Source organism: Corynebacterium nasorum (assembly GCF_022347325.1).
Taxonomy (GTDB): domain Bacteria; phylum Actinomycetota; class Actinomycetes; order Mycobacteriales; family Mycobacteriaceae; genus Corynebacterium; species Corynebacterium kefirresidentii.
Window position 1 is genome coordinate 51,313 of sequence record NZ_JAKRDU010000006.1, and the last position, 14,671, is coordinate 65,983.

The following is a 14,671-nucleotide window of genomic DNA, read 5'->3' on the forward strand; positions in this document are numbered from 1 at the left end:
CTTCCTTTTCTTCAGGGGTTTAGTCTTCGGGTTCCTCGCTGCCAGGGCGGGTATAGACCGCCATATCCATGCGCGCGATGCCAAAGGTACGCTTCTTCAGTTTCTGACCAGTGGGCTCAAAACCTGCAGGCCACGCAGTTGCCGCGGAATCAACGTGGCGCTCAATGACTACCATGGCGTGATCGCAGAGCACCGGTTCAATAGCGGCGATGAGCTCATCTACCTCATCAAAAGCATAGGGCGGGTCCGCCAACACCAGATCGAAGTGCCGCCGCGGGGCACTTCCCAGGTAGGTGCCTACCTTCATCTCTTGCACGCGCACGCCGGGGTGCTTGACGACGCCCATGTTATGCCGAATGATCTTCACCGCATCCGCCGAAGATTCCACTAGTACAATTTCTTCTGCTCCACGGCTAGCTGCCTCAAGGCCTAGTGCGCCGGAACCAGCAAATAGGTCAAGAACCGAAGAACCGGCAAAGCCCCAACGTGCCGCGAGGGATGAAAAAAGCCCTTCACGGGCACGGTCTGCAGTAGGCCGGGTTCCTTCGGTGGGCACCTTAATGGTGCGGCCGCGGGCCTCGCCGGCAATAATGCGCGTCATTTATTTTTCTCCAATCTCCATCAAAAGGTCTCCGGCTACCACGTCCCTCAAGCCAGCGACCACAATGCGGTATGCCTTGCTTAGTCTTGGGCTCGCTACGGAAGCAACTAGTTCCGTGGCGTCGACGATCGCGGGCGCGACGCCGATACCAACGGTGCCTCCCCCATTCACCTGGCAGCGGAAGATGCCTGCAAAGGGGGCAAGGACGTTCATGCTTCTAGGTTAACCTGTCTTAGTTCTTCTCCAAGTATTCCTGTTCGCTTTCACTCAAGTTGCGCGTGAGTTCCTCGGCCAACTCGGGATTGCGCATCACCATTGCGCGGGCATCCGTATGGGTGCGTTCCACAATGTCTTGGTCATCCGCCAGATTTAATAGCCGCAGCGTACGGTGTGTTCCGGACTGCATGGTGCCCAAAATGTCTCCCTCTTGGCGCTGACGCAAGTCGAGCTCGGCCAGCTCAAATCCGGACGAGGTTTGGGCAATCTGATTGATGCGGCGGAAGGACGGAGTGTTATCGCCTGCCATAGTGTGCAGAAGACAGATAGAGGCATTGCCGCCTCGTCCCACACGCCCACGCAGCTGGTGCAACTGGGAGACGCCGAAATGCTCGGCCTCACGGATGAGCATCACCGTGGCATTGGGAACATCCACACCCACCTCGATGACCGTGGTAGAGACCAAGACATCGATTTCTCCCCTAGCAAATGACGTCATAACCTCGTCTTTATTAGGCATCTTTCCATGCAAGATTGCTATGCGCAGCCCCTTAAACGGCCCGTTTTCTAGCTGCTCCGCAAGCTCTAGCACTCCGCCTTTTCCCTCAATGCGCGGGCAGACGATATAGGCTTGGTGGCCGTGGGCCACTTCCTCGCGAATCCGCTCGAGGGCGCGTAATACCCAGGTAGGGCGCCACTCAGCTACCACCGCTGACTGAATAGGTTTGCGGCCACCAGGCAGCTCAGTAAGGGTCGATACGGCAAGGTCGCCGAAGACGGTCATCGCGATGGTGCGAGGAATCGGCGTAGCCGTCATCACCAGTACGTGGGGACTTAGTCCCTCGTTAGCCTTCAGTCTCAGGCTATCGCGCTGCTCTACGCCGAACCGGTGCTGCTCATCTACTACCACTAGTCCAAGGTTGAAGAACTCCACTGTGTCTTGGATGATGGCATGGGTTCCAATAATGATGTCCGCATCTCCGGAAACGATATCCAGCAATGCCTGCCGTTTATCCGCAGTGCGCATCGAGCCGGTGAGAAGTACCACCGTGACGCCTTCAGGAACTGCGGTTCCGATGGAGGCAGCGTGCTGGGAAGCCAGCACCTCAGTAGGCGCTAGCAACGCCGCTTGAGTTCCTGCGTCAACAGCCTGCAGCATAGCGCAGGTAGCCACCATGGTTTTGCCCGAGCCGACCTCGCCTTGCAGCAAACGCATCATGGGCAATGGGCGGGCTAGGTCATCTTCAATCTCACTGATAACACGCCGCTGCCCTTGGGTGAGCTCGAAAGGCAAATGGCTTAGCAGTTCTTCGCGGAAGCCGCCTAAGGTTTCCGGCATGGTCGGAGCGGTTCGAGCTTCCGCATCGCGCTGGCGCAATGCCATCACCAAGCCAATTGACAAAGCCTCGTTATATTTAAGCCTTTGGATAGCACGATAAGGCCCTGCCTTACCAGGCTCGTGAATTTCCCGCACCGCTTTATCCAGGCTGATTATCATTTGATAATCCAGTGGCTCTTCGATGGGCGGGGTCTTTGATAGGACGTAGTGAATAGCCCCCATGATGTACCAGGAGGTCACCTTGGACGTGGCTGGGTACACCGGGATCCATTCTCGTTCCAAAAGGAGCTGGTCGAGCCTCCCAAACTGTGAGAGGTTCCGCAATGAGCCGGTGGCCTTGGGCCGATTCTTCTTTCCAGATTCGGCCGCCGGCTGGCGGTAGCCATCCACTTCACCATCGGGACGGCCGAACGCATCGATTTCCACAAAGTCTGGCTGTTGCAGCTGCGGTTGGTTGCGGAAGAATTTGAGCTTGCCGCTCATCATGACGCGCTGTCCGCGATTCAGCATGCGCATGACGTAATTGGCATTGAAAAAAGTCGCCATAATGCTGTCATCGAGCTGCACATTGATGATGGTGGTCTTGCCCCTGTCATGCCGGTTGAAGCCGGTAATAGTCCCGGTAACGGTGACGATATCGCCCTCCGCAGCGTCTCCTAGGCCAACGTCCTTGTTGTGGCGAATATAGTCTCGCGGATAGTGAGCCAAAAGCTCACCGCAGGTCTCATACCCCAACGCCTTGGTAATCTTCGCGGCGTCTTTCGCCGCAAGAACCTCCGTCAACGGTCGGTTGTCCTGCCAGCCGAGCATTGCTACTCCACTCCGATTTCGGTTGCAATATCCGGAACGTTAAGCGCCACCACATCCACATGTAGCTGTTGGCCCAAATCCTCCTCATCTACGTCAAGGGCACTTAAGATGGTGACCTGCTCCCCGCCTTCTGCCAAGAGATCGCGACAGGTGGCGCTGATTGACGCAAGGGTTTCCTGGCTGGGATGAGCTACGCGCATGGAATTGGCTGCATCGCGCATAGCAGCGACCACAGCACCCGTATCTGGGTTATTAGGTTCATTGACAGAGATAGCGGCCAAGGCAGCAACTAGCGACTGTGCAGGCACTACTCGCCCGGCACCAGTCTGCGAACTCAGCCCCGTAACTAGGACAATGTCCTCATCTTCGGCCGCAATGGGTTTCTCCGGTGGCACAACGGTAACGCCCGCAGATTCCAAAAGATCGGTAATAGGCCCGGCCGGCGCGGCTGCGTATACTCGGCGAGCAACTGATTCTTCGGCGGCGGGTTCGGTGGGAGCCGGCAGCACCTCAAGGTGCAAGTTGGTCACCTTTCCTTTAGCAAAGGCGGTTTCAATGACGGCGCCCGCCTGCGGAGAGTGGATATGCACATTAGCGCTGTCCTCGGTAGCGCGAGCAATGACCAAGCTATCTCCCATCGGTGCAATTGCCGCCTGCAGCGCGTCGATATCTCCTTCATAGAAAAAGACCACTTCCAGCACGGTGACCTCTTCTGGGGCGGGTAGACCTGCATGCCCAGTAGAGCCCTCAATCTCCGCGAGAAGGGACTCTAAGAGAATCACGAGGCCGGCTCCGCCAGCATCCACTACTCCAGCCTCCTGCAGGGCTGGCAATTGCGATGGGGTGCGCTCTAGAGCAGTCCGAGCGGCCGAGATTGCGCCGCTGACGATGCCGTGCAAGGTCGCGCCAGGACGCGCCGCGGAGTCGTCGGCGGCTTCCGCTGCTGCACGCAAAACCGTAATAACCGTGCCTTCCACTGGCTCGGCGATGGCTAGGTCCACCAACTCCACGGCCTGCTGCAAAGAACGGGCAAAAACGGAGCCGTCAATAACTGAGTCCACCGTGGACTCCGCTACGCCGCGCAGAACCTGAGACAACACCATGCCCGAATTTCCGCGTGCCCCACGCACCGCCCCACGCGCGAGGGAATCAGCTACATCGTCACCTTTGTCGAGCTCCGCAACCGCTGCTTCCATGGTGTGCGCCATATTTGAACCAGTATCCGAATCCGGTACGGGAAACACATTGAGGGCGTTAATTTCCTCGCGGCGATGGGCTAATTCCCCCACGGCGCGGGTAGCCCAATTGCGCAGACCGCAGGAATCCAGCGTGCTGGGATATGACATGCGCAATAGTTTACAAGCGCCAGTCTATTTCCTGCGCGCCTTGGTCCCGCAAAAGGGCGTTTGCCCGGGAAAAGGGCCTAGAACCGAAAAAGCCACGGCTGGCAGAAAGCGGTGAGGGGTGTGGAGACTTGATGCACGGGACGTCGGGAAGAAAGCGCTCACACGCTTGCGCATCGCGGCCCCAGAGGATCGCCACCATGGGGCTGCGGTTGAGCGCGCGGATGGCAGCCTCGGTGATTTCTTCCCATCCGATGCGACGGTGCGAGCCTGCTTGGCCTGGGGCTACGGTCAGCACCCTGTTAAGTAGCAATACGCCTTGGTCAGCCCAAGCACTCAAATCGCCGTCCTCTCGGCCGTTGATCCCCACATCATCGTGAAGTTCACGGTAAATATTGACCAAAGAACGCGGGGGCTTCACGCCGGGGCGAGTAGAAAAGGCCATGCCCATGGCATGCCCTGGGGTGGGATACGGGTCTTGGCCCACGATGAGCACACGGACCTCATCCAGTGGCATGCGCAGCGCGCGACAAACATCCTCAGCTGGGGGCAGATATTCCTGGCCCTCAAGGGCGTGAGAAATCCGTGGCCATTGCTCTTCTATTACCGGCGCCAGCACCGGCTCCCATGAAGGGTGATAGGTGGGGTGCATATTTAAAAGCTTCGCCAGCCTTTCTGATAGCTCGGTGTCTTTCCTCCCACCGTAACCCCGCAGCCCCGAGTTACGGTGCCAATTTTCCGGAATCCGGAGGGGGTGTCTTTCGCGGTCGTGCCTATTAATGTGTGGTCTTCACCGCCGCTTAGCACCCATTCCCACGGGTCACGGTCCACAAGGTCTGCGGCCTGGCACAGCAAATCTTCCGGCTGCAAAGCCTGCGGATCCAAATCCATATGCACGCAAGAGTGTTCAGACATCGTGGTGCAGTCTTGGATCAAGCCGTCGGAGTTATCCGTCATGGCGGTAACCCCAGCGGCGCGGGCAATGACACCGCGGCCAGGATTGAGCCAGGGTGCGCAATGGGCGTCAATAAGCGGCTGGAGGTGCTCGTACCCAGCGGGGAGCTGTCGGCCGAAGCGCTCTAACAAGGCCAAGCCGGCGGCCGAGTGGCCAATCTTGCCATGCGCTACCACGTGCTGGCCTGCCCGCGCACCGTCCAAGGTCAGGGCAGGAAGGCTGCCGCCGAGGAAACCCACGGCCGAAATGTTGATGACCAAAAGATCAGACTTCGTGAGGTCACCGCCCACCAACTCGGCATTATAGAAAGAGCTATGCTCCGCAATGCCCTCAGCGATGCCCCGCACGAAGGACACTGGGGTATCACCTGGCGCGGCGATGGCTAAAAGGGCAGCAACAGGTCGCGCCCCCATGGCTTCAACATCGGCGAAGTTGCGCAAGATAGCTTTCTTACCAATCTCGCGCGGGGTAGACCACTCGCGCAGGAAATGACGCCCCTCCACCATCAAATCCGTGGCTGCCACGGTGCGGGAATTCGGTGGTGCGCTAGGCAATACCGCCGCGTCATCTCCGTTGAGCCTGCTCGAGGCCACAGAGGTAATTTCCCGAATGGCGTTGCGTTCTCCCACCTCTGCGAGAGTCTGAGTTAAGTTCACCAGCGTCCTTTCGATACTATGAGCCCTTATGACATCCCAATTTAACCGCACCGCGATCTTCATTTCACTTGGGTTGTCCATAGTGATGGTTCTGGCGGTCCTCTTCGGCGCAAAGTACGTATTCAACAACATCGCCAAAGCACCCGTGGCGGTCTCCCCCGTGGAATCCAAGGAAGCAGATTCACAAGCCTGCCATAGCTTTATCGACGCCCTGCCGGATAAGGTCATGGATAAGCCGCGCGCAGACATTGCCGAGCCTGTGCCCTCCGGTGTCGCTGCGTGGGCAGCTAACTCTGAGGATAAGGTCACCGTGCGCTGCGGCGTGGACATGCCTTTCCAGTACACCGAGTATGCCCAGACCCAAGACCTAGAGGGAGAAAAGTGGTACAAGGTGCGCGATGCCACGCCGGGATCCAACCTAACCACCTGGTATGCGGCGCAGCGCTTCCCTATCGTCGCCGTTACTGCCCCCACCGACGCCGAGCCGGGCGAGCTTAACGACGCCCTCTCAGCACTCAAAGAAAAGCCTGCCCCCGCTCATAAGGCTCCGCTCAAGGAGCTCAAGGCGGGCGATGACCAAAGGTGCGCCGATATAGAAAAGTCCCTGCCTGATTCGGTGGCCGAAGGCTACCACCGCCGCGAGGTTGCGGAGAAGAATACCTTTGTGTGGAGCGCCGATGGCCGCGAAGACATCGTGGCCCGTTGCGGTGTGGCCAAGCCCGAAAACTATCGTGCTGGGGTCAAGCTGCAGCAAGTCAACGAGATTCCGTGGTTCGAGGACACCACCTTGGCCCATGGCACCACAGCCGGCACGTGGTTCGCCCTGGGCCGCGACAACTACCTAGCACTGCACGCCCCACAGGATGCCGCGCAAGCGGCACTGGTGGAGATTGGCGGTGTGCTTGCCAAGCACACCGCTGAAAAGTAGAAAGTACTCCGTCCCTACTTTGCTAGCGCCTGCTCAATGAGAGCCTCAAGCAAAGCGGGGTACTCCACACCCGAAGCGGCGAGCACCTGGGGATACATCGAAATCGGGGTAAAGCCCGGCAGAGTATTGATTTCATTGATGTACACGGAATCTTCGGTAACGAAGAAATCCACCCGGGATAGGCCCTCACAATTTAGGGCCTCGAATGCGCGAACAGCCATGTCGCGCAGCTTCTCGGTCAACTCAGGCGTGAAAGGCGCAGGGATTTCCGCGGTAACCACATTATCGAGGTACTTTGTGTCAAAGCCATAAAAGCCCTCGTCAGAATCATCAATGCCCGCCAGCAGTGCTGGAGCAGACGCCAACAGTGTGCCGTCGGCATAGTGCAAAACACCGATTTCTACCTCTTGGCCTACGATTTCTGGCTCCACCAGGATTTTCTCGTCGTCTTCTAGAGCAAGGTCAACCGCTGCGGGGAATTCTTCCCAGCTATTCACTTTGGATACGCCGATTGATGATCCGCCCCGGGCGGGCTTTACAAAGACGGGCAACCCTAGGTGCTGCTTTTCTTCCTCGCTGAGCTCGGTACGACCCTTCAGAATGACCTCGGGCGCTACGGGCAGGCCTGCCGCTGCCAGCACCTTTTTGGTAAATTCCTTATCCATGCCCACCGAGGAAGCCAATACGCCCGGCCCGACATAGGGCAGGCCGGAGAGCTCAAAGAGACCTTGGACGGTGCCGTCTTCGCCAAAGGGCCCGTGCAGGATGGGAAATACCACATCAACCTCAGCAAAGAGCGTGCCATCGGTGACGTTATGGAACTGGCCCCTGGCATTAGGATCCAGGGAAAGCGTTAGTTCCGCCCCTCGCCTGACTTCTGGCATGACACCATTGACAATCTCTAGTCCCTCAGTGGTGCCGGGCGTCCACGTGCCCTCACGGGTGATGCCGATAGGCACCACCTCGAATTTTTCAGGATCGAGGTGATTCATGATCGCACCTGCAGAGACGCAGGATACGGAGTGCTCGGTGCTACGGCCGCCATAGATAACGGCCACGCGGGTCTTTTCAGTCATGCCCGCAGATTTTACCCTTGACCTACTCCGACTTCTTGGACCGACCCATCAGAGCGATGATCATATCTTCCACCGCCATGCCCTCGTAGCAGACACCATAAACCGCGTGGGTAATCGGCATCTCTACGTCTGCCTGCTGGGCTAGGCGGTAGATAGAATCACAGGAGTAGACGCCCTCCGCAACCTGCCCGTTGGTGGCGGCCTTGGCCTCTTCAATGGTGCCGCCTTGGCCCAGGCGATAGCCAAAAGTACGGTTGCGCGACAATGTCGAGGTACATGTTGCCACCAAGTCACCCAAGCCAGCCAAGCCGGAGAAGGTAAATGGATCCGCCCCCAACTCCACTCCGAGGCGGGTAATTTCTGCCAAACCGCGGGTAATGATGGTGGCCATGGTGTTATTGCCTAATCCCTTGCCAGAGGCTATACCGCAGGCTAATGCGATGACGTTTTTGCAGGCGCCGCCGATTTCCGCACCAATAACATCGGTGTTGGTATACGGGCGCAAGTACGGCGCGGCCACCGCCGCCTGGACGCGCTTTGCGCGTTCCTCATCTGGGCAGGCGATTACTGTGGCGGCCACTTGGCCTGCGGCAATCTCTTTAGCCAGGTTCGGGCCAGAAAGTACCGCCACGCGGTCTGCTGGCACTCCCGCCGCATCCATGATGACCTCGCTCATGCGCTTGAGCGTGGTGGTCTCCACACCCTTGGAAATGGAGACCAAGGTCGCGTTTTGAGGCAGATGCGGGGCCCACTTTTCCACGTTGCCGCGCAAAGTTTGGGAGGGAACGCCGAATACGACGACCTCGGCACATGACAATGCTTCCACTTCATCATGAGTCGCCCGCACAGCCGCCGGTAGGCGGGTATCCGGCAAGTAGTCCGGATTAGTGTGGGTCTCGTTGATAGCTTGCGCCAACTCTGCGCGGCGGGCCCACAGGCGAACGTCATTTCCGGCATCCGCAAAGACCTTGGCCAAGGTAGTGCCCCAAGAACCGGCACCCATCACCGCAACATTAACCATGGTGTCTCCTCCAAACGTGCAAAGCAATAACCTCAACTTTAAAGCATGTCTGTCCGACCGTGTGGCAGGGATGCACACCGCGCCTAACCCGTGGGACAATGGGCGCTTAGACGTTGTTTAAATGAAGCCAATTACTGTGGAAAGGCCCCGTGGAGGCAGACGATGCCCAATATTAAAAAGATGCACGAAACCGACAAGGATCAACAGCACGAGGAATTCATTTCCGGTCGCCATCAAGAAATCCCGGTGGATCCAGCCAAAGAATTCCACCGCACTACCCTTGCCGCCGGCGCCGTTATCTGGCGTGGTTCTCCGCAGGAACCGGAAATCGCGCTAATCCACCGTCCCCATTACGACGATTGGTCGCTGCCCAAGGGCAAGGTGGATCCCGGCGAGTCTCTTCCTACCACCGCAGCCAGGGAAATCCTGGAAGAGACCGGATTCAGCGTCCGGCTAGGCAAGCTCATTGGCAAGGTAACCTATCCGGTCCAGGGGCGGACCAAGGTCGTCTACTACTGGGTGGCTAAGTATTTGGGCGGCACCTATTCCGCCAATAGTGAGACCGATGAGTTGCGCTGGCTGCCTATCGACGAGGCGCAAAATCTCTTGTCCTACGACGTAGATACCGCAGTGGTGGCTAAAGCCGCCAAACGCCTGCGCATCGCGCCGGCCACGCGCGTTCTTTATGTCCGCCACGCCCACGCGCATGAAAGCGGCAGCTGGGAAGGCGATGATAACCTGCGGCCGCTTGATAAGAAGGGGCGTCGCCAAGCGGAAATGCTGGTCCCGATGCTCAGCGCTTATCAGCCCACTGCCATTTACTCTGCGCTGCCCCAACGTTGCCAGCAGACAGCTGCCCCGCTTGCCGACGAACTGGGCAAGGACATCTCCATCAACAAAAACTTTGGCGACGAGGCTTGGGAAAACGACCCAGAAGCAGCCAAGAAGGCCTTCCGCCGCGTGGTAAACGAAGGCGGGGTGCCCGTTATTGTCAGCCAAGGCGGCACCATCCCCGGCATCATCGAGGACCTCGCCCCAAAGTTCCTTAAAAAGCCGGTGGACAAGCTGAAGTTCAAGAAGTCTTCTGTGTGGGTCTTGTCTTTCAACAATGGCGAGCTCACCGGCGCCGATTACCTGGCTAGCCCACTGCCGGTGCGCTAGTTTCCTAGTTCCTCCCCGACCAACAATTAAGGCCCTGCCTTCCATCTCATGCGGCGGACGAGCAGGGCCTTACTTGCGCAACTATCGTGCGGCTGCGGGGTTTTCTAACCGCGCAAGCCGAGCGTGCGACGGACGAAGAGGACCAAAATGAGGGTGTTCAGTGCTGGGAACAGAAGCATGCCGACGAAGGTAAAGCTCAACACTGCGTACAGGACGGCAATCAAGACGGCTACTAGGATGGTCACTCCGACATTCTCCTTCGCTACTTCGATGGAAGCCCCAAAGGTCTCGCCAACGGATAGCTCAGGGCGTGCGGCCTTAACAGCCGGCATCCAGGTAAAGAAGAAGGCGGCGAAGAGTCCCGGAATAATCAGGAGAATGAAGCCCAGGGAAATAACCAGGGTCGAAAGCACATACACCGCCATGAGACCGGCGACATTTTTAAAGCTCAGAAAGTCCTTTATCTCCAGCATCCCGGTATCAACCTGTTTATTAGCAGCCTTGTACCAGGTGCTAGCTGCCCAAATAAACACGAGGAACATGGCGATAATGGCTAAGAACATTACTGCAATGAGGCCACCGGTAAGCGCGTCAGAACCTGAGCCACTTTTGGCTAGGGCGTCAATGGATGTACCGCTGCCTGCTAGGACGGCGACCAACAGCAAATAGAGGATGGAGAGAACTACCATCTGCACCAGTGGACCGAAAATCCACTGCGCCCAATTGCGGCCGAAGTAGCGGAAGCTATCCGCGATGACCTGAATGGCGTCTACGTCACGACCAATAGGGGAATCTTCTCCTTGGTAGGTGCTTCCAGCGTATCCGGGTTGCCCGAACTGTTGCTGACTGTACTGCTGCCCGTAGCCTGGTTGGCCGTTCGCGCCGTTTCCGTAGGGCGCAGATTCACTCGCAGGTCCGGGAGTACCTGGACCATTGTTTCCTGAATTAAAAGAATCATTATTCGAATAGGGATTGCTCATAGATTTAAAGCTAGGGGCATACTCTGTCACAGGAAACTGGAGCAGGTGATTGTTACCCTTACGTTACCGATTTTTACCCCCCGCAGCTCCCCCAAGGTTTGTACTCAAGACTCATACCCAAGTGCAAAGCACCCCACCGCCCCTTCTTTAGAAAGGACTGAAGGGGTGTTGGCGCAAGTTCATCCCCAACCGCACTCGCATCTATGGGGCGATAACAGAGGGCTTAAAGCCGGGGCGTCGCTTTTCATAGTCAGCGATATCGCCCTCGTTACGGAGGGTGATATCAATGTCATCGAGGCCCTCCATCAACCGCCAACGGGTGTAATCATCGATGTCAAAGCGGTAGGTATTTTCTCCAACCGTGACCGTTCGCGCCTCCAAGTCAACGGTGACCTGGGTTTCTCCTGATTCCAGCTGCTTCCAGATAAGCTCGATGTCCTCTTGTTCCATCAAACCGGTAAGAAGGCCGGACTTTCCTGCGTTACCGCGGAAGATATCTGCAAAGCGGGAAGAAAGCACGGCACGGAACCCGTATTCACTCAACGCCCATACTGCATGTTCCCGGGAGGAACCGGTGCCAAAGTCTCTTCCTGCAAAAAGCACCGACCCATTTTTAAATTGCTCTTGGTTAAGCACGAAGCTTTCTTCGGGGCGCCAATTAGAAAACAGCCCTTCAGAAAAGCCTGTACGCTTAACCGACTTCAGGTAGCGCGTCGGAATGATTTGATCAGTATCCACGTTAGTAACGCGCAGCGGTACGCCAGTTCCGGTATGGGTTATAAATTTCTCCATTATCAATGCCTTTCTAAGCGCTTAATTCAGGTCAGCAGGACTAGACAGGTATCCGGTCACGGCTGTAGCGGCAGCCACCTGGGGCGAGACTAGGTGTGTGCGCCCACCTGGGCCTTGTCGGCCTTCGAAGTTGCGGTTAGAGGTTGAAGCTGAGCGCTCTCCCGGCGCTAGTTGGTCTGGATTCATTCCTAGGCACATCGAGCAACCAGCGGTACGCCATTCGGCTCCAAACTGGCGGAAGATCTCATCTAAGCCTTCTTCCTCTGCTTGGGCCTTGACAGCTGCTGAAGACGGCACTACCAGCATCCGCGTATCTTCGGCGATGGTGCGGCCCTTGACCACACCGGCAGCGGCGCGCAAATCTTCAATGCGAGCGTTGGTGCATGAGCCGACGAATACGGTATCTATTTTGATATCGCGCAGCGGAGTCCCCGGCTGCAGGTCCATATATTGGAGGGCCTTTTCTACAGTGGCCTTTTCATTTTCGTCACCGCAGTCTTCTGGATCTGGAACACTCTCCCCTAATGGCAGACCTTGTCCAGGATTGGTTCCCCACGTAACAAACGGGGTCAAGGCAGAACCATCAATCTCAACGACGGTATCGAATTCCGCCCCCTCGTCGGTGGGAAGCGTCTTCCAATAGTCAACCGCAGCGTCCCAGTCCGCCCCGCTGGGAGCAAACTCGCGTCCCTTCACATATTCAAAGGTGGTCTCATCTGGGGCGACCATGCCGGCGCGGGCTCCTGCCTCAATAGACATATTGCAGATAGTCATGCGCTCTTCCATGGACATCCTGCGGATCGCCTCACCACGGTACTCAATGATGTGACCTTGTCCGCCGCCGGTACCGATTTTGGCGATTATGGCCAGGATGAGATCTTTGGCGGAGACTCCCTCTTGCAATTCGCCCGTCACCTCAATCGCCATCGTTTTAAAAGGCTTCAAGGAAAGCGTCTGCGTGGCCATGACGTGCTCCACCTCAGAGGTGCCGATGCCCATTGCGATTGAGCCAAAGGCACCATGGGTGGAGGTATGCGAGTCGCCGCAGACAATGGTCATACCTGGCTGGGTGATACCCAATTGTGGGCCAACTGTATGGACAATGCCTTGCTGTGCATCTCCCATGGAATGCAAGCGCACACCAAATTCCTCGCAGTTCTTACGCAGGGTCGATACCTGGGTGCGAGAAACCTCATCCTTGATTTCCAAGAGGTTGCCAGACTTAATGCCTTGCGTGGGAACGTTATGGTCCTCGGTTGCCAAGTGCAGTTCAGGGTGGCGCAGTGTGCGCCCAGCCAGCCGCAGACCATCAAAGGCCTGTGGACTGGTAACTTCATGTAGTAGCTGAAAGTCAATAAAGATGAGGTCTGGTGCCCCAGCATCACCGGGTTGGACGACGTGATCGCGCCACACTTTTTCCGCCAATGTCAGCTTCTGGTTCATAAACATCTCTCCACACTTGAAATCTCATAATTTGGGACGTAGATTTCATTGTATGGGAGAGTATAGCGCAGTTTCCGGAATTAAAGTGTTGGATCGAGCAATGGCCATCATGATGGCCGCCGCCAACCACCCCTCCACCCTCAACGAACTATGTGAAACCACGGGCCTACCTCGGGCGACGGCACACCGGCTAGCCACCGCACTGGAAGCGCACCGCATCCTCGTTCGCACCCCCGAAGGAAAGTGGAAGGCCGGTCCAGCCCTCCCTGGCAACCGTGACCACCTACTGGAAGTGGCGGGTCCAATTATGGAGAAGCTGCGCGAAGACACCGGCGAGTCCATCCAGCTTTACGAGGTCACTGGAAATACCCGCACCTGTATTGCCACTAGGGAACCCGAGTCTGGCCTTCATAATGTCGTCCCCGTCGGACGCCAGCTACCGCTTAGCTCCGGATCCGCAGCGCGCATCATTGCCGCCTATGTAGAGGTCAATATCGAAGACGCCTCGTTTACTCTCCAGGACATCGAAGCGGCAAGGAGCCAAGGGTATTCGGAGTCCATTGAAGAACGCGAAGCCGGGCTAGCCTCTATTTCTGCACCGGTTTTCGACGAAGCCGGAACTTTCCTGGCAGTCTTGTCCATTTCCGGATCTGTCGAGCGCTTCCAGCCATCACCCGCCCAAAAGTACGCGGATACCCTCACGGCAGCCGCTCGCGAATTGAGCAGCCAGCTTTAAGCTTCCCCTCGCCCCCCACCATGCCCGTCTCTGCCCAATCCTTGCAGAGACGGGCATTGCCTTTTTCTACTCATTTAAAAAAATTTGAGGAAACTCGCCGCCAGCTATTGAAACCAAACTGAAAATACGATTTAATGAAAATACGTTGAAAACAACGGGGACTAATCCCCGCCAGAAAGGACCAGTCATCATGACCCACACCACCCACGAGAACCACACCCACACCCACGGCACCGATTGCGGCCACGTATCCTTCCCACACGGCGACCACACCGACTACCTCCACGAAGGTCATATCCACCGTGAGCACGATGGCCACTGGGACGAGTGCGAGACCACCGAGCACGTAGAAGCCGAGGCTCACACCGACCACACTCATGGTGAAGGCTGCGGCCACGTAGCAATCCCGCACGGCGACCATGTGGACTACCTGCACGACGGCCACCGCCACGCCGCACACGGCGATCACTACGACGAGCACGAGTTGCAGCTCGGGGCTTAGCCCCTCATTATGCGCCGCCTCGGCCCTTCACCTTGTGGGTCTCGGCGGCCATTTCTATGTCTACCCTTCCGCTAAAGAGCGCCCCGAAATTCACACCAGAAACATATCTGCG

15 protein-coding genes are annotated in these 14,671 nt (G+C 57.3%); 4 read left to right on the forward strand and 11 right to left on the reverse strand.

Annotation, left to right across the window (positions count from 1 at the left end; all coding sequences use genetic code 11):
• Positions 1-19 precede the first annotated feature (19 nt).
• Genes rsmD through MHK05_RS06670 form a run of 6 tightly spaced genes read right to left on the reverse strand, consistent with a single transcriptional unit; the run spans position 20 to position 6,001 of the window.
• Positions 20-601, reverse strand: a complete 582-nt coding sequence (gene rsmD / locus MHK05_RS06645) for a 16S rRNA (guanine(966)-N(2))-methyltransferase RsmD (protein ID WP_023021669.1) — start codon at positions 599-601, stop codon at positions 20-22.
• Positions 602-814 carry an acetyl-CoA carboxylase biotin carboxyl carrier protein subunit gene (locus MHK05_RS06650; RefSeq protein ID WP_239205604.1) on the reverse strand — a complete coding sequence of 71 codons (213 nt, stop codon included), beginning with the start codon at positions 812-814 and terminating at the stop codon, positions 602-604. It abuts the gene before it with no gap.
• 19 nt (positions 815-833) lie between these two features.
• Positions 834-2,966 carry an ATP-dependent DNA helicase RecG gene (locus MHK05_RS06655; protein ID WP_239205606.1) on the reverse strand — a complete coding sequence of 711 codons (2,133 nt, stop codon included), beginning with the start codon at positions 2,964-2,966 and terminating at the stop codon, positions 834-836.
• A 2-nt stretch (positions 2,967-2,968) separates the two neighbouring features.
• Positions 2,969-4,312, reverse strand: coding sequence for a DAK2 domain-containing protein (locus MHK05_RS06660; RefSeq protein WP_239205608.1), 1,344 nt, complete (start codon positions 4,310-4,312; stop codon positions 2,969-2,971).
• 10 nt (positions 4,313-4,322) lie between these two features.
• On the reverse strand, positions 4,323-4,961 hold the full coding sequence (locus MHK05_RS06665) for a uracil-DNA glycosylase (protein WP_023021673.1): 639 nt from the start codon (positions 4,959-4,961) through the stop codon (positions 4,323-4,325).
• Between the two features lie 2 nt (positions 4,962-4,963).
• Positions 4,964-6,001, reverse strand: coding sequence for a thiamine-phosphate kinase (locus MHK05_RS06670; RefSeq protein ID WP_086588490.1), 1,038 nt, complete (start codon positions 5,999-6,001; stop codon positions 4,964-4,966).
• Here MHK05_RS06670 and MHK05_RS06675 point away from each other — a divergent pair.
• Positions 5,949-6,848: a DUF3515 domain-containing protein gene (locus MHK05_RS06675; RefSeq protein WP_239205610.1), complete on the forward strand. Its 900-nt coding sequence runs from the start codon at positions 5,949-5,951 to the stop codon at positions 6,846-6,848. The two genes, MHK05_RS06670 and MHK05_RS06675, sit on opposite strands and share 53 nt — an antisense overlap.
• Before the next feature lie 14 nt (positions 6,849-6,862).
• On the opposite strand, the gene MHK05_RS06680 is transcribed toward MHK05_RS06675, so the two are convergent.
• The gene (locus MHK05_RS06680) at positions 6,863-7,924 is read right to left on the reverse strand and encodes a D-alanine--D-alanine ligase family protein (protein ID WP_239205612.1); all 1,062 of its coding nucleotides are present in this window, start codon (positions 7,922-7,924) and stop codon (positions 6,863-6,865) included.
• Between the two features lie 22 nt (positions 7,925-7,946).
• A complete protein-coding gene (locus MHK05_RS06685) occupies positions 7,947-8,945 on the reverse strand; it encodes an NAD(P)H-dependent glycerol-3-phosphate dehydrogenase (RefSeq protein ID WP_023021677.1) in 999 nt (332 codons plus the stop codon).
• A gap of 162 nt (positions 8,946-9,107) precedes the next feature.
• On the opposite strand from MHK05_RS06685, the gene MHK05_RS06690 reads away from it, so the two are divergent.
• Positions 9,108-10,106: an NUDIX hydrolase gene (locus tag MHK05_RS06690; protein ID WP_239205614.1), complete on the forward strand. Its 999-nt coding sequence runs from the start codon at positions 9,108-9,110 to the stop codon at positions 10,104-10,106.
• 104 nt (positions 10,107-10,210) lie between these two features.
• Here the strand turns inward: MHK05_RS06690 and MHK05_RS06695 are convergent, their stop codons facing one another.
• The 3 genes from MHK05_RS06695 to leuC form a co-directional block, all read right to left on the reverse strand.
• The gene (locus MHK05_RS06695; RefSeq protein WP_239205616.1) at positions 10,211-11,086 is read right to left on the reverse strand and encodes a hypothetical protein; all 876 of its coding nucleotides are present in this window, start codon (positions 11,084-11,086) and stop codon (positions 10,211-10,213) included.
• Positions 11,087-11,287: 201 nt separating this feature from the next.
• Positions 11,288-11,878: a 3-isopropylmalate dehydratase small subunit gene (leuD, locus tag MHK05_RS06700; protein WP_239205618.1), complete on the reverse strand. Its 591-nt coding sequence runs from the start codon at positions 11,876-11,878 to the stop codon at positions 11,288-11,290.
• A 21-nt stretch (positions 11,879-11,899) separates the two neighbouring features.
• Complete coding sequence (gene leuC, locus MHK05_RS06705) at positions 11,900-13,321, reverse strand: 3-isopropylmalate dehydratase large subunit (RefSeq protein ID WP_239205620.1); 1,422 nt, start codon at positions 13,319-13,321, stop codon at positions 11,900-11,902.
• A gap of 52 nt (positions 13,322-13,373) precedes the next feature.
• On the opposite strand from leuC, the gene MHK05_RS06710 reads away from it, so the two are divergent.
• Complete coding sequence (locus MHK05_RS06710) at positions 13,374-14,057, forward strand: IclR family transcriptional regulator (RefSeq protein ID WP_034656457.1); 684 nt, start codon at positions 13,374-13,376, stop codon at positions 14,055-14,057.
• Between the two features lie 190 nt (positions 14,058-14,247).
• Positions 14,248-14,559 (forward strand): hypothetical protein, encoded by a 312-nt coding sequence (locus tag MHK05_RS06715; RefSeq protein WP_239205622.1) that lies wholly within the window; start codon positions 14,248-14,250, stop codon positions 14,557-14,559.
• The last annotated feature ends 112 nt before the right edge of the window (positions 14,560-14,671 follow it).

Coding starts and splice junctions, on each gene's coding strand:
- MHK05_RS06665 (WP_023021673.1), bottom strand. CDS start 4,961: ATGCACCCCACCTATCACCCTTCATGGGAGCCGGTGCTGGCGCCGGTA.
- MHK05_RS06655 (WP_239205606.1), bottom strand. CDS start 2,966: ATGCTCGGCTGGCAGGACAACCGACCGTTGACGGAGGTTCTTGCGGCG.
- leuC (WP_239205620.1), bottom strand. CDS start 13,321: ATGAACCAGAAGCTGACATTGGCGGAAAAAGTGTGGCGCGATCACGTC.
- MHK05_RS06695 (WP_239205616.1), bottom strand. CDS start 11,086: ATGAGCAATCCCTATTCGAATAATGATTCTTTTAATTCAGGAAACAAT.
- MHK05_RS06690 (WP_239205614.1), top strand. CDS start 9,108: ATGCCCAATATTAAAAAGATGCACGAAACCGACAAGGATCAACAGCAC.
- MHK05_RS06660 (WP_239205608.1), bottom strand. CDS start 4,312: ATGTCATATCCCAGCACGCTGGATTCCTGCGGTCTGCGCAATTGGGCT.
- leuD (WP_239205618.1), bottom strand. CDS start 11,878: ATGGAGAAATTTATAACCCATACCGGAACTGGCGTACCGCTGCGCGTT.
- rsmD (WP_023021669.1), bottom strand. CDS start 601: ATGACGCGCATTATTGCCGGCGAGGCCCGCGGCCGCACCATTAAGGTG.
- MHK05_RS06675 (WP_239205610.1), top strand. CDS start 5,949: ATGACATCCCAATTTAACCGCACCGCGATCTTCATTTCACTTGGGTTG.
- MHK05_RS06715 (WP_239205622.1), top strand. CDS start 14,248: ATGACCCACACCACCCACGAGAACCACACCCACACCCACGGCACCGAT.
- MHK05_RS06650 (WP_239205604.1), bottom strand. CDS start 814: ATGAACGTCCTTGCCCCCTTTGCAGGCATCTTCCGCTGCCAGGTGAAT.
- MHK05_RS06685 (WP_023021677.1), bottom strand. CDS start 8,945: ATGGTTAATGTTGCGGTGATGGGTGCCGGTTCTTGGGGCACTACCTTG.
- MHK05_RS06680 (WP_239205612.1), bottom strand. CDS start 7,924: ATGACTGAAAAGACCCGCGTGGCCGTTATCTATGGCGGCCGTAGCACC.
- MHK05_RS06670 (WP_086588490.1), bottom strand. CDS start 6,001: ATGGACAACCCAAGTGAAATGAAGATCGCGGTGCGGTTAAATTGGGAT.
- MHK05_RS06710 (WP_034656457.1), top strand. CDS start 13,374: ATGGGAGAGTATAGCGCAGTTTCCGGAATTAAAGTGTTGGATCGAGCA.